The 16,975-nt window shown below is 63.8% G+C and carries 14 protein-coding genes; 3 read left to right on the top strand and 11 right to left on the bottom strand.

Annotation, left to right across the window (positions count from 1 at the left end; translation table 11 throughout):
- Positions 1-183: 183 nt before the first annotated feature.
- The 5 genes from SO139_RS01830 to SO139_RS01810 form a co-directional block, all read right to left on the bottom strand.
- On the bottom strand, positions 184-978 hold the full coding sequence (locus SO139_RS01830) for a hypothetical protein (RefSeq protein WP_449382616.1): 795 nt from the start codon (positions 976-978) through the stop codon (positions 184-186).
- A gap of 172 nt (positions 979-1,150) precedes the next feature.
- Positions 1,151-1,660, bottom strand: a complete 510-nt coding sequence (locus SO139_RS01825; protein WP_449382617.1) for an OsmC family protein — start codon at positions 1,658-1,660, stop codon at positions 1,151-1,153.
- Between the two features lie 54 nt (positions 1,661-1,714).
- Entirely contained in the window at positions 1,715-2,500 is a 786-nt protein-coding gene (locus tag SO139_RS01820) for an ABC transporter ATP-binding protein (protein WP_449382618.1), read from the bottom strand.
- Positions 2,500-3,345 (bottom strand): ABC transporter permease, encoded by an 846-nt coding sequence (locus tag SO139_RS01815; RefSeq protein ID WP_449382619.1) that lies wholly within the window; start codon positions 3,343-3,345, stop codon positions 2,500-2,502. Before SO139_RS01815 ends, SO139_RS01820 begins: the two co-directional genes overlap by 1 nt.
- Before the next feature lie 205 nt (positions 3,346-3,550).
- The gene (locus tag SO139_RS01810) at positions 3,551-4,525 is read right to left on the bottom strand and encodes an aliphatic sulfonate ABC transporter substrate-binding protein (RefSeq protein ID WP_449382620.1); all 975 of its coding nucleotides are present in this window, start codon (positions 4,523-4,525) and stop codon (positions 3,551-3,553) included.
- 189 nt (positions 4,526-4,714) lie between these two features.
- On the opposite strand from SO139_RS01810, the gene SO139_RS01805 reads away from it, so the two are divergent.
- Positions 4,715-7,504: a [protein-PII] uridylyltransferase gene (locus tag SO139_RS01805; protein WP_449382621.1), complete on the top strand. Its 2,790-nt coding sequence runs from the start codon at positions 4,715-4,717 to the stop codon at positions 7,502-7,504.
- Positions 7,505-7,595: 91 nt separating this feature from the next.
- Here the strand turns inward: SO139_RS01805 and SO139_RS01800 are convergent, their stop codons facing one another.
- Positions 7,596-8,123 carry a methylated-DNA--[protein]-cysteine S-methyltransferase gene (locus tag SO139_RS01800; RefSeq protein ID WP_449382637.1) on the bottom strand — a complete coding sequence of 176 codons (528 nt, stop codon included), beginning with the start codon at positions 8,121-8,123 and terminating at the stop codon, positions 7,596-7,598.
- A gap of 183 nt (positions 8,124-8,306) precedes the next feature.
- On the opposite strand from SO139_RS01800, the gene SO139_RS01795 reads away from it, so the two are divergent.
- Positions 8,307-9,533, top strand: a complete 1,227-nt coding sequence (locus SO139_RS01795; RefSeq protein WP_449382622.1) for an ABC transporter substrate-binding protein — start codon at positions 8,307-8,309, stop codon at positions 9,531-9,533.
- 144 nt (positions 9,534-9,677) lie between these two features.
- Here SO139_RS01795 and SO139_RS01790 read toward each other — a convergent pair whose 3' ends face one another.
- Positions 9,678-10,103 (bottom strand): DUF1330 domain-containing protein, encoded by a 426-nt coding sequence (locus SO139_RS01790; protein ID WP_449382623.1) that lies wholly within the window; start codon positions 10,101-10,103, stop codon positions 9,678-9,680.
- Between the two features lie 166 nt (positions 10,104-10,269).
- Here SO139_RS01790 and SO139_RS01785 point away from each other — a divergent pair, with 166 nt between their 5' ends.
- Complete coding sequence (locus SO139_RS01785) at positions 10,270-12,468, top strand: transglycosylase domain-containing protein (protein ID WP_449382624.1); 2,199 nt, start codon at positions 10,270-10,272, stop codon at positions 12,466-12,468.
- Between the two features lie 349 nt (positions 12,469-12,817).
- On the opposite strand, the gene SO139_RS01780 is transcribed toward SO139_RS01785, so the two are convergent.
- The 4 genes from SO139_RS01780 to SO139_RS01765 all read right to left on the bottom strand — a co-directional run bounded on the left by SO139_RS01780 (position 12,818) and on the right by SO139_RS01765 (position 16,935).
- On the bottom strand, positions 12,818-13,657 hold the full coding sequence (locus tag SO139_RS01780) for a M48 family metallopeptidase (RefSeq protein WP_449382625.1): 840 nt from the start codon (positions 13,655-13,657) through the stop codon (positions 12,818-12,820).
- Positions 13,658-13,863: 206 nt separating this feature from the next.
- Positions 13,864-15,192 carry a polyhydroxyalkanoate depolymerase gene (locus SO139_RS01775; RefSeq protein WP_449382626.1) on the bottom strand — a complete coding sequence of 443 codons (1,329 nt, stop codon included), beginning with the start codon at positions 15,190-15,192 and terminating at the stop codon, positions 13,864-13,866.
- A 121-nt stretch (positions 15,193-15,313) separates the two neighbouring features.
- Positions 15,314-16,132: an ABC transporter permease gene (locus SO139_RS01770; protein ID WP_449382627.1), complete on the bottom strand. Its 819-nt coding sequence runs from the start codon at positions 16,130-16,132 to the stop codon at positions 15,314-15,316.
- The gene (locus SO139_RS01765) at positions 16,129-16,935 is read right to left on the bottom strand and encodes an ABC transporter ATP-binding protein (protein ID WP_449382628.1); all 807 of its coding nucleotides are present in this window, start codon (positions 16,933-16,935) and stop codon (positions 16,129-16,131) included. The genes SO139_RS01770 and SO139_RS01765 overlap by 4 nt, the downstream gene beginning before the upstream one ends.
- Positions 16,936-16,975 lie beyond the last annotated feature (40 nt).

Genomic DNA, 16,975 nt, shown 5'->3' with positions numbered 1-16,975 from the left:
GATCGCTCATACTGGACTGCTAAATTGCGGCGCGCCCGCTGACGCGAACATGAAAACGCAAGCACGCTTTGATGTCGTCTCCGCCCAACGCAGGGACGACAAGAAGGGTACTATTACGTACAAGGCCCAAAGATTAAATTAATGATCGTATCGAAAACAGGCAGCGAAGCTGCTGCTTGCTCTTTAATGCGTCACTTTCCTGCGCGCGTTCCACCACAGCGTAAGATTCCAGGTCACGCAGGTTGCAAGCGCAAGGCTCAAGCCGATCGCCGAGTCGAATCGCACCACCACAACGTGCATCACTGCGATCGCCGCGCCGAATCCGAGCAAGCCCCAGGCAGAGTTCGCGATCACCGCTGCGGTCGGCGGGCCGCCGATGCGCGGATGCAGGATCACCATCATGCTGGTGAAAACGATCGGATAGAGCGCGATGACGCCGCTGACGCGCGGTCCGACCCAGCCAGAGGTCGAAACCACGATCGCAACCAGCGTTGCGACCAGCGCGGCGCGGAAGGGGATGTCGTACCAGCGGCGCGTAACCAGCGGCATCTTCACATGGCGGTATTGCGCGAGAAGTGGAATGCAGATGCCGAACGCGAACAGGTTGGCGGCAAGCCCCGCAGTCAGGGTCCAGTCGAACATGCGGATGATGGACGCAAGCACGATCCAGACCGCAACTGCGCTTCCGACACTCACCAGAAAGCTGTGCCGCTGCGCGAGCACGACATAGGTGAGCCCGAGGAAGATCGTCGCGGCGTTGACGGGAAGGCTCGCCAGCGCACCCTGCGCGATGAAGGCGGCATCGTGATCGAGTGCGAGAAAGACATAGGAAGGGCCGGCCGAGATCGGCAGCGTCGCGACCAGCGCGCCGATCACCGGACCGGAGCGCTCGGTAATGATTGACGCCGTCACGACAAACGCCGCAGCGATCGCCATGCGCAAGAGGAGGAAGAGTATGAAGGTGAGTTCGGGAGGCATTTGGCGCGGGTTGATTATTGTTGGATCGATTTATCCGCGGGCGCTTTCACCCCTGCCGTAGGGAGAGGTCGATTTGCGTAGCAAATCGGGGGAGGGCTTCAGGTCCCACGAGAGAGCGCTGCCCCTCACCCGCGCTTTCGGCGCGACCTCTCCCTCCGTGAGAGGTGGGCAGCTACATCCTCTGCATCGACACCGAAACCTTCGGGCCGTTCTTGATGGTCTGGTAGACCACGCAATAGCGCTCGGTGAGTTTCAGCAGCAGATCGAGCTTGTCTTGGGGTGCGTCGGTGTCGACCTCAAAGCGCAGGCGGATCTCGGCGAAGCCGACCGGGGTCTCCTTGTCGACGCCGAGCGTGCCGCGGAAATCGAGATCACCCTCGGCGTAAACGTTGCCGGTCTTCAAGGGCACATCAATCGCGGTCGCGACCGATTTCAGCGTGACGCCGGCGCAGGCAACCAGCGCCTCGAGCAGCATGTCGCCCGAGCAAAGCTCCAGCCCGGAGCCGCCCGTCGCCGGATGGAGGCCGGCGATGGCGAGCGCGCGACCGGTCTCGACCTTGCAGGCGATGCCACCGTTGTCGGTCGAGCCCTTGGCCTTTAGCGTGATCAGCGCCGCCTTCGGATCAGTCTTGTAGCGTTCCTTGATCGGGGCCTGCATCTGGCGAAGTTCTGCGGCATCCATTTTTGTTCTCTCCCGGAAGATCGCCCCTCGATGTACCGGCTGGGAGCAAGATTGTCACCACCACATCGCCTGGCCGGGACCCTGGGTTGCGTCACGGTCAGGCACATTGCGATCGAGCGAGCGGTCGAGCGACGTCAGGACATTGCGCTTGAAGCTGTCGAACAGCGGCGAGTTGCGGTCGCGCGGGCGTGCCAGATTGATCTCGATCTGGTCGAACAGCCGGCCCGGCCGCGGCCGCATCACGAGCACGCGATCAGCCAGCACCACGGCCTCGTCGACGTCATGGGTCACCAGGATCAGCGTCGGGCGCGTGTCGGCCCAGAGGTCGAGCAGGTGATCCTGGAGATCCCTGCGCGTGAAGGCATCGAGCGCCGAGAACGGCTCGTCGAGCAGGAGCACTTCGGGCTGCGGCACCAGCGCACGCGCGATCGCGACGCGCTGCGCCTGTCCGCCCGAAAGCTCGCGCGGCCAGGCATCGGCCTTGTCGGCAAGTCCGACGCGATCGAGCGCCCGTGCGACTCTTTCGCGCCGCTCGCCTGCGGGAAGATCGGCGATGCCAAAGCCGATATTGTCGGCCACGCTGAGCCAGGGCAGCAGCCGCGGCTCCTGGAAGATGATGCCGATCTTGGCGTGCGGCGACGTTATCGCCTCATCATCGAGCGTCACCGCGCCGGAGCTGGCGCGATCGAGGCCGGCGATGGCGCGCAGCAGCGTTGACTTGCCGCAGCCGGAACCGCCGATGATGGCGACGATCTCACCCTGCTTGATCGCAGCCGAGAAGCGCGCCAGCGCCTCGACGCCATTGGGGTAGGTCTTGCTCACCCGTTCGAGCGCCAGCATCACGCCCCTCCCCGCTCGCGGCCGAAGGCATCCTGCCAGCGGAGCAGCGGCGCCGTCGCGATCTCGATCATCCAGTCGGTGAGCTTGCCGAGGATGGCGAAGATGACGATCGCGGCCACGATCTGCGCGGGCTTGCCGAGCTGCTGGCCGTCGATCAGCAGATAGCCGAGGCCTTCGGAGGCCCCCATGAATTCGGCGGCAACGACGAACATCCAGCCAAGGCCAAGCCCGACACGGAGCGACACGACGTAAGCCGGGAGCACGGCGGGCAGCAGGATGCGGCGGATCATGGCTGGGCCCGACAGGCGGAAGATGCGGCCGACCTCGACGATCTTGCGATCGACGATGAGAATCGCGCCCATCACGCCGAGATAGACCGGAAAGAAAACGCCGACCGCGATCAGTGCGATCTTGGAGGTCTCGAAGATGCCCAGCCAGAGGATGAACAGCGGCACCCAGGCAATCGAGGGAATTGCACGCAGCGCCTGCACGGTCGGATCGAGCAGCCGGCGCGCCAACGACCAATAGCCGGCGATGGCGCCTAACAGCGTGCCCGCGACGACGCCGAGCACGAAGCCGAGACCGACACGCCACAAGGTCGCGGCGATGTGCCGCGTCAACTCACCCGAGCGGGCAAGATCGAGAATGGTCGCCAGGACTCGCGAGGGCGGTGGCACCAGCCGGCCGTTGGAATAGCCGAGCCAGACCACGAGCTCCCAGCCAAGCGCGAGCGTCAGCGGCAGCACGAGCCCGAGCAGCGGCCGCGCGTAGCGTGCAATGCGCGGCGCACGCGTTAGGCCGCTCTCGGACTGTTCCACCGCTGGGGCTTCGAAGGTCATAGCCATAGCAAGCGCGTCTCTGGCGGGAATGCAAGGGAGCGCAACATTCTCGACCGCCGTCCTGGGCTCGCTTCGCGCCCCGGGACGACGGCGGAGTTGGTTGCGCCCGCCTCTCCACTTGCGTAGCCCGGAGCGCAGTGCAATCCGGGATAGCGCCGCGGGAGGAAAAGTCCCGGATTGCGCTGCGCTCCATCCGGGCTGCAGGCCAGCATCAATTCGTCGGCAGCGGGACCTGGTCGTCGATCAGTGCATCGAGCGTGGCCTTCACATCCACCTTGGCGTCGACGACGCCGGCCTGCTGGAGCGCGAGGCCGGCGGCGAGGATCGAGTCGCGCTGCGCGGCGCCGATGCGGCTGTGGGTCAGTTCGGTGCGCTCCTTGAGCTGCTTGTCGACAACGGCATCGGGCAGCTTCGTCACCGCGATGAAGGTCTTCTTCAGCTCGTCGTAATTCGCCAGCGAGAACTTTCGCGCGTCCTCGTACACCGCGAGCACGCGGCGGACGATGTCGGGATAGTCCTTCAAGAACTGCTCGCGCACATTGAGGATGCCCCAGGTGTTGGCGTCGGCCTTGCGATAGAACAGCTTTGCGCCCTCCTCGACCTCGGCCTGCGCCATCATCGGATCGAGGCCGGCCCAGGCATCGACGTCGCCGCGGATCAGCGCGGTCTTGCCGTCGGCATGCTGAAGCAGCACCGGCGTGATGTCCTTTTCCGAGAGGCCCGCCCCAAGCAGCGCACGCACGAGGAAGATGTGCGGATCGGTGCCGCGGGTCACCGCGACGCGTTTGCCCTTCAGATCAGCCACGTCGGTTATCTTGGAATCCTTGGTCGTGACCAGCGCAGTCCATTCGGGGCGCGAATAGACGTAGATCGACTTGATCGGGTTGCCGTTGATCCTTGCGACCAGCGCCGCCGAGCCCGCAGTCGAGCCGAAATCGATCGAGCCGGCATTGAGGAATTCAAGCGCCTTGTTGGAGCCGGCCGACTGCACCCAGGTGATGCTGATGCCGTCCTTGGCGAACTCCTTCTCGAGAAGCCCCTTTTGCTTCAGGACCAGCGACACCGGATTGTAAGTCGCCCAGTCGATGCGAAGCTCCTTCAGCGGCTCGGCTGCGCGCGCCAGACCAGTGGTCAGCGCGAGCGCCACACCGCCCGCCAGCAGAATGCGTCGTGAAAATCTGGTCATGTCCGGCCTCCTTGCGAAACTTCATTGTTTTTCAATGAGTTATACCTAGAGGTCAACGAGAAAATCCCTATCTTGAAACCGGCCCGGCCGAGAACAAGTTTGTCGAAGGCCAGCCTTTCCAAGCATGGAACGACTATTGCGAGAGAATGGCGGGTGACAGCGCCGGTCAGCTCTTATATCCGGTGAAGCATGGACAGTGTCGCGCCCCAGCACAAGCAGGAGATGGATGATCGTTTCGACAGCGCGCGGGCAACCGCCGCGATCGATGCGCTTGCCGCAAAGCATGAGGGGCGCGAGGACGCGTTCCGCACGGCGATGGCGCAACTGCTCAAGGCCGAGCTGATCGCGGCGCGCGCGGAAGCGCAGAAGATCCTGCTGAAAGACCGCCACGGCCGGCGCTGCGCAGAGCGGCTGTGCCACGTGCAGGACGAGATCATCCGCATCCTCTACTCGGCCGCGACCCGCCATCTCTACCGCTCGCCGATCCCGACCGGCGCCGAGCGCATGGCAGTGGTTGCGACCGGAGGCTATGGCCGCGGCTTGATGGCACCGGAATCCGACATCGATCTCTTGTTCATCCTGCCCTACAAGCAGACCGCCTGGGGCGAGCAGGTCGCCGAAGCCATCCTCTATTGCCTGTGGGACATGGGCCTGAAGGTCGGTCACGCCACGCGCTCCGTCGATGAATCGATCCGGCAGGCGCGCGGCGACATGACCATCCGCACCGCCATCCTGGAGACGCGCTTCCTGACCGGCGACCAGCCGCTCTATGACGAGCTGGTCGCGCGGTTCGACAAGGAAGTGGTCCAGGGCACCGCATCCGAATTCGTTACCGCAAAGCTCGCCGAGCGCGAGGAGCGGCATCGCCGCGGCGGCCAGTCGCGTTATCTGGTCGAGCCCAACGTCAAGGACGGCAAGGGCGGCTTGCGCGACCTGCACACGCTGTTCTGGATCGCGAAATACGTCTATCGCGTGCGCGACACCGACGAGCTCGCCGAGCGCGGCGTGTTCGACGCGCAGGAGTACCGCACCTTCCGCCGCTGCGCCGACTTCCTCTGGTCGGTACGCTGCAACCTGCATTTCTACTGCGGCCGCGCCGAGGAGCGTCTCTCCTTCGACCTCCAGCGCGAGATCGCGGTGCGCCTCGGCTATACCTCGCATCCCGGCATGCAGGACGTCGAGCGTTTCATGAAACACTACTTCCTGGTCGCCAAGGAAGTCGGCAATCTCACCGCCATCCTGTGCGCGAAGCTCGAAGACCAGCAGGCCAAGCCCGCGCCGGTGCTGAGCCGGATGATGGCGCGCCTGAGGCCCAGCACCGTGAAGCGGCGCGTCCCTGACAGCGACGACTTCATCGTCGACAACAACCGCATCAACCTGGCTGCACCCGACGTGTTCAAGCACGATCCGGTCAACCTGATCCGCATCTTCCGCCTGGCACAGAAGAACAACCTCGCCTTCCACCCCGACGCGATGCGTAACGTGACGCGCTCGCTGGGCCTGATCAACGCGCAGCTTCGCGAGAATCCCGAAGCCAACCGGCTGTTCATGGAGATTTTGACCTCCAACGACGCCGAGACCGTGCTGCGACGGATGAACGAGACCGGCGTGCTCGGCCATTTCATCCGCGCCTTCGGCAAGATCGTCTCGATGATGCAGTTCAACATGTATCATCACTATACCGTCGACGAGCATCTGATCCGCTGCATCGGCTTCCTGCAGGACATCGAGCGCGGCGGCATCGAGGAGTTCACGCTCGCCAGCGACCTCATGCGCAAGACGCGGCCCGAGCACCGGCCGGTGATCTATATCGCGACGCTCTTGCACGACATCGCCAAGGGGCGGCCCGAGGATCATTCCATCGCGGGCGCCAAGGTGGCGCGCCGGCTCTGTCCGCGGCTCGGCTTCAGCCCGGCCGATACAGAGCTCGTGGCCTGGCTGATCGAGGAGCATCTGACCATGTCGACGGTCGCGCAGTCGCGCGATCTGTCGGACCGCAAGACGATCGAGAACTTTGCCGCCGTAGTGCAGTCGGTCGAGCAGATGAAGCTGCTCACGATCCTCACCACCGCCGACATCCGCGGCGTCGGGCCCGGGGTGTGGAACGGCTGGAAGGCGCAGCTCTTGCGATCGCTTTACTACGAGACCGAGCCGGTGCTGACCGGCGGCTTCTCGGAAGTAGACCGGGGCAAGCGCCTCGCCGCCGCGCACGCCGAGTTTCGCAACGCCTTCGCCGAATGGCCGAAGGAGGAGCTGGATGCCTATGTCGGCCGGCACTATCCGGCCTACTGGCTCAAGGTCGAGCTGCCGCGCAAGATGCGCCACGCGCGCTTCGTGCGCGCGAGCGAGCAGGCCGGCCACAAGCTCGCGATCAATGTCGGCTTCGACGAGGTCCGCGGCGTCACCGAACTCACGATCTTCGCCGCCGACCATCCCTGGCTGCTGTCGATCATCGCGGGCGCCTGCGCGTCCGCCGGCGCCAACATCGTCGACGCCCAGATCTACACCACGACCGACGGCCGTGCGCTCGACACCATCTCGATCTCGCGCGAATACGACCGCGACGAGGACGAGGGCCGTCGCGCCACCCGCATCGGCGAGATGATCGAGGACGTGCTGGAAGGCAAGCTGCGGCTGCCCGAGGTGGTGGCGCGGCGCACCGTGCGCAGCAAGGCGAGGCCCTTCGTGATCGAGCCGGAAGTGATCATCAACAACCAGTGGTCCGATCGCTACACCGTGATCGAGGTCTCCGGTCTCGACCGTCCCGGCCTGCTCTACGAATTGACCACCGCGATCTCCAAGCTCAACCTCAACATCGCCTCCGCGCATGTTGCGACCTTCGGCGAGCGCGCGCGTGACGTCTTCTACGTCACCGACCTCCTTGGCGCGCAGATCAACGCGCCGACGCGGCAGGCCGCGATCAAGAGCGCGTTGACGCATGTGATGGCGGGCGAGAAGGCGGTCCAGCCGGCGGCGTGAAGGTCGCGCCTGTTCTCTCCACGTGCCATTCCGGGCTCGCCGCTTGTGCGCCGCCCCGGAATGACGAGCGAAGAAAGAGGCGCCTCGCCAACTACACCCCCACCCCCTCATGCCTCAGCAGCCAGCGTTTGCGCTCGAGGCCACCGCCGTATTTCACCAGCGAACCGTCAGCGCCGATCAGGCGGTGACAGGGCAGCACGACGCTGATCGGATTGGAACCGTTGGCGTGACCGACGGCGCGCACCGCCTTGGGCATGTCGAGCCTAGCGGCCAGCGCGCCATAGCTCAGCGTCGTGCCGACAGGAATTGTCGCAAGCGCTGTCCACACCTTGCGCTGGAACGGCGTGCCGGCGACGCGCCATTTGATCGATTTCAGCCGGACGAGATCACCGCCGAAATAAGCCGACAGGGCCGATCGCATCTCGACAGGCGCGCGCCGCGCACGCAGATCGACCGCACCATGATGCAGGCGCAGCAGCTCGTGCATTCGGTGCTCGTAATCGTCCCAGTCGAGCGCGCGCAGCGTGCCTTCTGCATCCGTGACGAGCAGAGCGACCCCGATCGGCGTCTTCAGGCGATCGAAGCCAAACGATTCCGGGTTTTGCGACGCAGCCGTCATGATTAGCTCGGCGAAGAATGGACCGACACAGACTGTCGCGACACGCCCGCGAACGCCACCCGAAAGCTGACACGCCTTGCGCCCTGGCGAGGCTTCCTCCACAATTCCAGGCAGCGATGGCGGCCGCTCGAACAGGCGGAAACAGACCATCGACAGATAATTCCGTGAGGAGGAAGATTCCGGATGAACAATCGCCCAGCCCATTTGGCCGCCACCGCGGCCTTCGCCCTTGCGCTCGCGGCCTCGCCGGCGCTCGCGCAGAAGAAATACGATCCCGGTGCGAGCGACAGCGAGATCAAGATCGGTCAGACCAACCCTTTCAGCGGGCCAGCCTCCGCCTATGCCACGATCGGCAAGACTCAGGCGGCCTATATGAAGATGATCAACGATCAGGGCGGCGTGAACGGCCGCAAGATCAATCTGATCCAGTATGACGACGCCTATAGCCCGCCGAAGGCGGTCGAGCAGGTCCGCAAGCTGGTCGAGAGCGACGAGGTGCTGCTCACCTTCCAGCTTCTCGGGACGCCCTCGAATGCGGCCGTGCAGAAATATCTCAATTCCAAGAAGGTGCCGCAGCTCTTTGCCGCCACTGGCGCGTCGCGGTTCACCGATCCCAAGAACTTCCCGTGGACGATGGGATACAATCCCAACTACTTCGTCGAAGGCCGCATCTACGGCCAATACATCATCAAGAACCATCCGAACGCCAAGATCGGCATCCTCTATCAGAACGACGATCTCGGCAAAGACTATCTGAACGGCATCAAGGCCGGCCTCGGCGACAAGGCCGCAAAGATGATCGTGGCGGAAGCGTCTTACGAAGTCTCGGATCCGACCATCGATTCGCAGATCCTCAAGATCAAGGACGCGGGCGCGGATCTCTTTTTCAGTGCGACGACGCCCAAGCAGGCGGCGCAGGCGATCAAGAAGATCGCCGAGCTCGACTGGCATCCGGTTCACATCCTCGACATCAACTCCGTATCGGTCGGCGCGGTGATGAAGCCGGCGGGGCTCGAAGCTTCCAAGGGCGTGATCAGCGTGAATTACGGCAAGGATCCGCTCGATCCGACCTGGAAGGACGATCCAGGCATGAAGAAGTATTTCGAGTTCATGGCAAAGTACTATCCCGAAGGCGACAAGGACTCGCTCTTCAACGCCTACGGCTACTCGACGTCTCAATTGATGGTCTACGTGCTGCAGAAGTGCGGCGACGACCTGACGCGTGAGAACGTCATGAAGCAGGCGACCAGCCTGAAGGACGTCAAGCTCGACCTTGCACTGCCAGGCATTGTCGCCAACACCTCGCCGACCGACTACCGCGTCAACAAGCAGCTTCAGATGATGAAGTTCAACGGCGAGCGCTGGGAGCTGTTCGGCCCGATCCTGGAGGATGCAGGCCCGGCGGGTTAGTCAGGAAAAGACCAGACGAAAAAGGTCATGCCCGGGCAGAAGCGCGTCTTCGCGCTGGATGTCCCGGGCATCCACGTTCCTGAGCCGAGAAAAGACGTGGATGGCCGGGGCAAGCCCGGCCATGACGCCATGAGAGACCGAGTGTCACTCCGGCACCTCGCCGAAATTCTTTCCGATCGGCAGCACGGCATGGCGGATCAGGCGGGAGTCCTCGACCGCCGCTTGCCGGTGTTTCACCGCTTCGCGATAGACGGGGTCGCGGATCATCTCGACGAAGGCGGCGACGCTTGGATATTCGGCGATGAAGCAGTGGTCCCAGCGTTCCTGCTGCGGACCGATCAGCATTATCTCGAACCTGCCCTGCCAGACGATGCGGCCACCGAGGCGCGTGAACACCGGGCCGCTTTCGCGACCATAGGCCGCATAGGCCTCGGCGCCGGTCGCTTTGCGGCCGTCGGGATAGGCCGCCTCCTTGCGCAAGCGAACCAGATTGAGCATGTGGATCGGACCCGGGCGGTCGTTCTCCCGGAATTGCGCGAAAACCTCCTTGGTCGGATCGATATGGCCCATGGGTGCTCCCTTTCGTTGATGGCTCGATCCTAGCTTTGCCGCGCCTCTCGCGGAACCACCGGCACGCGGCCGCCGCACCTCCTAATCCCGCGTTAAGCTTTGCGTAACCGGGCCTTAAACAGCCACAGCTAGCGTGCGGTGGGACGGACTGACCGGGCGTTTGTGGATGGCGTGGGGAAAGAAAAAAGGCGGGCGCAAGGAGCCACTGTTTGGCTTGCCCGCAGCGCTGGCCGATTTGCGCCTGACGCCTGCCGATCGCATCCCGAACGCCTCGGACGACAAGCCGAAAAAGGACAAGGCCAAGCGCAAGAGCGACGATGCCGATGACGAGCCCCCGCGCGAAAGGAAGGCGCCCGTGAGCCGCAGTGGCGCAAAACGAAGGTCGAAGTCGAAGATCGGCTTTGGCATCGGCCGTCTGTTCTACTGGGGCGCGGTGCTCGGCCTGTGGGGCGTGATCGCCGTGATCGGCGTCGTGATCTGGGTCGGCGCCCATCTGCCGCCGATTCAATCGCTGGAAATTCCAAAGCGCCCTCCGACGATCCAGATCGTCGGCATGGACGGCAGCGTGCTGGCGCAACGCGGCGAGATGGCCGGCGCCAATGTGGCGCTGAAGGATCTGCCGCCGTATTTGCCGAAGGCCTTCATCGCCATCGAGGACCGCCGCTTCTATTCGCATTTCGGCATCGACCCGGTCGGCATCCTGCGCGCCCTGGTCACCAACGTGGTTCATCGCGGCGTATCGCAGGGCGGCTCGACGTTGACGCAGCAGCTTGCCAAGAACCTGTTCCTGACGCAGGAGCGCACCATGCAGCGCAAGCTGCAGGAGGCCGAGCTTGCGATCTGGCTGGAGCGCAAGCACTCCAAGAACGAGATTCTGGAACTCTACCTCAACCGCGTCTATTTCGGCTCCGGCGCCTATGGTGTCGAGGCCGCCGCGCAGAAATATTTCGGCAAGTCGGCCAGGAACGTGACGGTTGCGGAGGCCGCGATGCTCGCGGGCCTCGTCAAATCGCCCTCGCGCCTCGCGCCCAACCGCAATCCCGAAGGCGCGGAAGCGCGCGCGCAGGTCGTGCTCGCCGCCATGGCGGAGGCCAAATTCATCACCGAAGCGCAGGCGCAGGCCTCGATCGGCCATCCCTCCTACAACGTGAAGCCGGCCGGCGCCGGCACCGTGAACTACGTCGCCGACTGGATCGGCGAGGTCCTGGACGATCTCGTCGGCCAGATCGACCAGAGCATCACGGTCGAGACCACGATCGATCCAAAGCTGCAGAGCGTCGCGGAAGCCGCCATCATCGACGAGCTCGCGGCGAAAAGCGTGAAGTTCAACGTCAGCCAGGGCGCGCTGGTCGCGATGACGCCTGACGGCGCCGTGCGTGCCTTGGTCGGCGGGCGGAACTATTCCGAGAGTCAATACAATCGCGCAGTGACCGCCAAGCGCCAGCCGGGCTCCTCGTTCAAGCCGTTCGTCTACCTGACCGCGCTGGAGCAGGGGCTGACGCCCGACACGATCCGCCAGGACGCGCCGATCGAGGTCAAGGGCTGGAAGCCTGAGAACTACACCCACGAGTATTTCGGGGCGGTGACGCTGACCCAGGCGCTCGCGATGTCGCTCAACACGGTCGCAATTCGCCTCGGCCTCGAAGTCGGGCCGAAGAACGTGGTGCGCACCGCGCACCGGCTCGGCATCTCCTCGAAGCTTGAGCCCAACGCCTCGATCGCACTCGGCACCTCCGAAGTCTCGGTCGTCGAGCTGGTCGGCGCCTATGCGCCGTTCGCCAATGGCGGCCTCGCTGTGTCGCCGCATGTGGTGACGAAGATCAAGACGATAGAAGGCGGCAAGTTGCTCTACATGCGCCAGCCCGACGAGCGCAACCAGGTGATCGAGCCGCGCTACGTGGCGATGATGAACACGATGATGCGGGAAACGCTGATCTCCGGCACCGCCAAGAAGGCGGAGATCCCGGGCTGGATGGCCGCCGGCAAGACCGGCACCAGCCAGGATTACCGCGACGCCTGGTTCATCGGCTACACCGCCAACCTCGTCACCGGTGTCTGGCTCGGCAATGACGACAGCTCGCCGACCAAGAAGGCGACCGGTGGTGGCCTGCCGGTGGAAGTCTGGTCGCGCTTCATGCGCACCGCGCACGAAGGCGTGCCGGTAGCGGCCTTGCCGAATTCGCAAGCCGGCTGGGGCCTGTCGAACCTCGCGCAGGCGGCCTCGCAGGTCTCCGCACCGACGCCGTCCGCTGTTGTCAACAATAGCGGTACTCGCCCGCCAGCCACGCGCGCCAATGTGCGACCGGAGCCGGCCGCGGGGCTCGACGGCTGGCTGATGGACCGATTGTTTGGCGGGAACAGGTAGCCGCTAAAAGCGCTGTCAGGTTCGGCCTGAACAAAAAGCTCGAAAACAACCCCATGCACAGTAGCCGGTGAGAGCCGGCGCGACGCGCGGTGGATTTTGCGAGGTCATTGATGCGGCGGACGAAGCAGACGTCGCGACGCGACTTCACTTGCCATTCCCCGCGTAGGCCGTCGCCTCATTCGGGTCATTGCCCGCGAAAGCGGCAATCCAGTACGCCGCGGCTTCTCCGTATTCTTCACCGCCTCTGGAATACTTGATCGTCCACTCCAGTGCGCAATTGCGCACAAGGCGGGCGATGACGGCTTCGGATACGGCCGACGGCTTACAGCCTGGCTAGCAAGAGAGGGCCTTAATCCTCGATCCCGTAGCGATGCAGGTCGTTGCCGTGCGTATCGAGCCACTTCTTGGCGCGCTCGACCGAGGGGCAGATCTTCGCGCAGACGCGCCAGAACCGCGGCGAGTGGTTCATCTCGACGAGATGGGCGACCTCGTGGGCTGCGAGATAGTCCAGCACGTAAGGCGGCGCGAGGATCAGACGCCAGGAGAACGATAGCGAGCCGGCGGAGGTGCAGGAGCCCCAGCGGCTCGACTGATCGCGGATCGAGAGCCGCCTGACGCGAACGCCGAGTTCGGCGGCATAGGCTTCCGCCGAGCGTTGCAAATCGTGGCGCGCCTCGCGCTTGAGGAAGTCGTGGACACGGCGATCGACGTGATCGACACCGCCGGCAACGCAGATGATGCGCTCGCCGCTATCGCGCGTCTCGGTCCACACCGTGCCGCGTACGCCGGCGCGATGCACGATCCGGTGCGGGAGGCCACGAAGCGGTATCACAGTGCCCGCCTGGAACGGTGCGGCCTTCGGCAAGCGGCCAAGGCGCGCGGCAATCCATGCACCGTGACGCTGCGCAAAGTCTTTTGCCTCTGCGAGCGTGCCGCGCGGCGGCATGGTGAGGATCGCTTCGCGATCACTCGGATGAATGCGAAGCGTATAGCGCCGCGCGCGACGGTGTCGGCGCAGCCTTATCGCGAAAAATTGCGATCCGTGGTGGATCACAAAGGTCTTGGGTTCGTGAGGCCGCCGATAAAGGAGCGCGCGAGTGGCCATGTCTGTCAGTCCGGGGAGCAGGAGTTCGCCCGGATTCTGCCATAACCGCCGCCACGGAAAGCGCTCGGCGCAAAAACAAATCATTTGCCCAATATACAGGGGTTGGCAGCCCGGGAGCCCCTACAGACTGGGGTTGGAACCGGTTTTTTTCGCCCCCGCCAGGTGCATGCTGGGGCCCCAAAGTCTGAGGCCCCGCTCACTCCTACAAAACTACCTAATTACCGCGAATCTGGCGGGAACCCGGCCCCTTCGAAGCGCCGTACCATGCGCGGGAAACCCGAAAAAGCGGCCTATTCGGCCGCCAACGCCAGTGAAGCCTTCGGATTCGCCGCCGAAATCATGAAATCGTGGATGCGTGGCACGATTTCCGACTTGAAGCGCGATCCATTGAACACGCCGTAATGTCCGACGCCCTTCTGCACGTAGTGCACGCGGCGATGATCGGGGATCGAGCTGCACAAACCGTGAGTCGCTTCGGTCTGACCGAGACCGGAGATGTCGTCGTTCTCGCCTTCCACCGTCATCAGCGCAACGCGCGTGATCTTGGTGGGGTCAACCCGCGTACCGCGGTGGGTCATCTCACCCTTCGGCAGCGCATGCTTGACGAACACGGTGTCGACCGTCTGCAGATAATACTCCGCGGTCAGGTCCATGACCGCGAGGTATTCGTCGTAGAAGTCACGGTGCTTGTCGACGAGATCGCCGTCGCCCTTCACCAGATTGGCAAACAGCTGCTTGTGCGCATCCATGTGCCGGTCGAGATTCATGCTGATGAAGCCGTTGAGCTGCAAAAAGCCCGGATAGACGTCGCGCATCATGCCCGGATGCGGGAACGGCACCTTGGTGATGACGTGGTTGCGGAACCAGTCGATGCCGCGCTCCTCGGCAACCTTGTTCACCGCGGTCGGATTGCGGCGGGTGTCGATCGGGCCGCCCATCAGCGTCATCGAGGTCGGCACGAACGGGTCGCGCCGCGCTTCCATGATCGAGACGGCCGCGACGACGGGCACCGAAGGCTGGCACACCGCCATCACATGGGTGTTGCCGCCGAGCACATGCAGCATCTCGATGACGTAGTCGATGTAGTCGTCGAGATCGAAGCGGCCTTCGCTCAATGGGACCATGCGCGCGTCGGCCCAATCGGTGATGTAGACCTCATGCGCCGGCAGCAGGGCCTCGACCGTGCCACGAAGCAGCGTCGCGTAGTGGCCGGACATCGGCGCCACGATCAGCACGCGCGGCTGCGGGCTGCGCAGCGGACGGGTGAACTTGCGATCGAAATAGAGCAGCCGGCAAAACGGTTTTTCCCAGACCGGGCGGACCTCGACGGGGACGCGGATGCCGTTGACCTCGGTGTCGTCGAGGCCCCATTCCGGCTTGCCGTAGCGGCGCGTCGTGCGCTCGAACAATTCGCAGGCCGCGGCCAGCGACTTGCCGACATCGGTGTGCGACCACGGATTCAGGGGATTCTGAAACAAGATCTTGGTGGCGTCGGTGACTGCGCGCGCTGGATTGAGAGAGGCGTGCGCCATCTCATACATCCAGTACATCGGCGTCGTTAAGACCGGACTGCCTTCGGCCACCAGGGGCGGTGCGCCGCCAAACTCACCAATAGGCATATCGTATATCCTCTCGCATCGCAGCATACTGCCGAATGCGTAATATTGCGTCAATGCATGGTTCCGTACATGTACGGGCTCTCCGTCGCAAAAACGAGCCTGAATCCACGGGAAAGTGAAGCTACTCGCCGCTGGACAGCAGCGAGCCGTGCTTCTTGGCGCTGCGCAAAAGGGCAAGGAATGCCCAGAAAGATGCCGCCAGAAGGCCAGCATTGATGGCGAGCGCATATAGCATCAGGTCGGCCCGGAAGCTGTGGTCGATCAGCAGCGCCCGCATGCCCTCGAATACGTAGGTCGGCGGCAGCGTCCAGGCGACGACTTGCAGCCAGGGCGGCAGCACGCTGACCGGATAGTAGATGCAGGCGAGCGGCATGATCGCGAACATCAAGGTCCAGACGATGCTTTCGGCCCCGAGCCCGTTCCGCAACACCAGGCCGGAAACGAAGATGCCGACCGCCCAGCTCGTGAAGATCAGATTGCAGAAGAAGGCGATCAGCGGCAGGCCGAGGCTGTAGACGTTGAAGTGAAACAGAAACAGCGCGAGCAGCGTCATCGGGATGACGCCGATCGCGAGGCGAATCAGGCTCATGACCATAAGTGCGAGCAGGAACTCGATCGGCTTGAGCGGGCTCATCATGAGATTGCCGATGTTGCGCGCCCACATCTCCTCCAGGAACGAGATGGAGAAGCCGAGCTGGCCCCGGAACAGGATGTCCCAGAGGATGACGGCACCGATCAGCGTGCCGCCGGCCCGCGCGAAGAAATTGGCGTTTTGCGCGACATAGAGCTGGATGAAGCCCCAGGTGATGACCTGGAGCGCCGGCCAGTAGAGCAGCTCCAGAAGCCGCGGCCAGGACGACATCAACAGGTACCAGTAGCGCAGGATCATCGCATTGATGCGATGCATCGCCAGGCCGCGATGGAGCGCGAGCTCGCTCATCGCACCGTCTCCCGCGCCGCTCCGTTGCTACGGCCGCGCGCGACGTCCAGAAACACATCTTCCAGAGTGTCGCGGTTGTAGCGGGCCATGATGGCGTCGGGCGTATCGTCGTCCTCGATGCGACCGCGCTTCATGATGATGACGCGGTCGCAGAGCCGCTCGACCTCGAGCATGTTGTGCGAGGCGAGCAGGATGGTGGCATTGTGGGCCTTGCGGTAGGCCTCGAGATGCGACCGCACCCAATCGGCCGTGTCAGGGTCGAGCGAGGCCGTCGGCTCGTCCAGCAGCAGCAGCTCGGGCTGGTTGATCAGAGCCTTCGCAAGCGCAACGCGGGTTTTCTGCCCGGCCGAGAGCTTGCCGTTGGCCCGGTCGATGAATTCGTTGAGATCGAGATCGTCGGCAAGCTGCGCGATGCGACCGGACAGATCCTTCACCGCATAGAGCTTGCCGAAAATCGTCAGATTCTGCCGCACCGTGAGCCGCATCGGCATGTCGACATAGGGGCTTTCGAAATTCATCCGCCCGAGCACATCGGCGCTCTGCTCGGGCATCCGATGCCCGAGCACCCGCACACGGCCGGAGGTCGCCAGCACCAGGCCCATGATGATCGCGATCGTCGTGGTCTTGCCGGCGCCGTTGCCGCCGAGCAGACCCGTGATGCTGCCGCGCGGAAGCGTAAAGGAAATGTCGTCGACCGCACGGGTCTGCTTGTAGACCTTGACGAGATGGTCGACCTCGATCGCCGCGGACAGGGTGCCGTCCGCGACAGTCGGCCGACTTGAAGCCTTGTCATTCTCGGTCATGCTGGGCGTTCTTCTGCTATTGCGGCGGCAAGCGCAAGAC

The organism is Bradyrhizobium sp. UFLA05-89 (assembly GCF_059803475.1).
Note: the sequence above shows the minus strand (reverse complement) of the source record. Positions and strands in the feature narration are given on the sequence as shown.

Bases quoted from the DNA above. Each gene is read 5' to 3' on its own strand.
- SO139_RS01830 (WP_449382616.1), bottom strand. From the start codon at position 978: ATGCCTCCCGAACTCACCTTCATACTCTTCCTCCTCTTGCGCATGGCG.
- SO139_RS01825 (WP_449382617.1), bottom strand. From the start codon at position 1,660: ATGGATGCCGCAGAACTTCGCCAGATGCAGGCCCCGATCAAGGAACGC.
- SO139_RS01820 (WP_449382618.1), bottom strand. From the start codon at position 2,500: ATGCTGGCGCTCGAACGGGTGAGCAAGACCTACCCCAATGGCGTCGAG.
- SO139_RS01815 (WP_449382619.1), bottom strand. From the start codon at position 3,345: ATGGCTATGACCTTCGAAGCCCCAGCGGTGGAACAGTCCGAGAGCGGC.
- SO139_RS01810 (WP_449382620.1), bottom strand. From the start codon at position 4,525: ATGACCAGATTTTCACGACGCATTCTGCTGGCGGGCGGTGTGGCGCTC.
- SO139_RS01805 (WP_449382621.1), top strand. From the start codon at position 4,715: ATGGACAGTGTCGCGCCCCAGCACAAGCAGGAGATGGATGATCGTTTC.
- SO139_RS01800 (WP_449382637.1), bottom strand. From the start codon at position 8,123: ATGACGGCTGCGTCGCAAAACCCGGAATCGTTTGGCTTCGATCGCCTG.
- SO139_RS01795 (WP_449382622.1), top strand. From the start codon at position 8,307: ATGAACAATCGCCCAGCCCATTTGGCCGCCACCGCGGCCTTCGCCCTT.
- SO139_RS01790 (WP_449382623.1), bottom strand. From the start codon at position 10,103: ATGGGCCATATCGATCCGACCAAGGAGGTTTTCGCGCAATTCCGGGAG.
- SO139_RS01785 (WP_449382624.1), top strand. From the start codon at position 10,270: ATGGCGTGGGGAAAGAAAAAAGGCGGGCGCAAGGAGCCACTGTTTGGC.
- SO139_RS01780 (WP_449382625.1), bottom strand. From the start codon at position 13,657: ATGATTTGTTTTTGCGCCGAGCGCTTTCCGTGGCGGCGGTTATGGCAG.
- SO139_RS01775 (WP_449382626.1), bottom strand. From the start codon at position 15,192: ATGCCTATTGGTGAGTTTGGCGGCGCACCGCCCCTGGTGGCCGAAGGC.
- SO139_RS01770 (WP_449382627.1), bottom strand. From the start codon at position 16,132: ATGAGCGAGCTCGCGCTCCATCGCGGCCTGGCGATGCATCGCATCAAT.
- SO139_RS01765 (WP_449382628.1), bottom strand. From the start codon at position 16,935: ATGACCGAGAATGACAAGGCTTCAAGTCGGCCGACTGTCGCGGACGGC.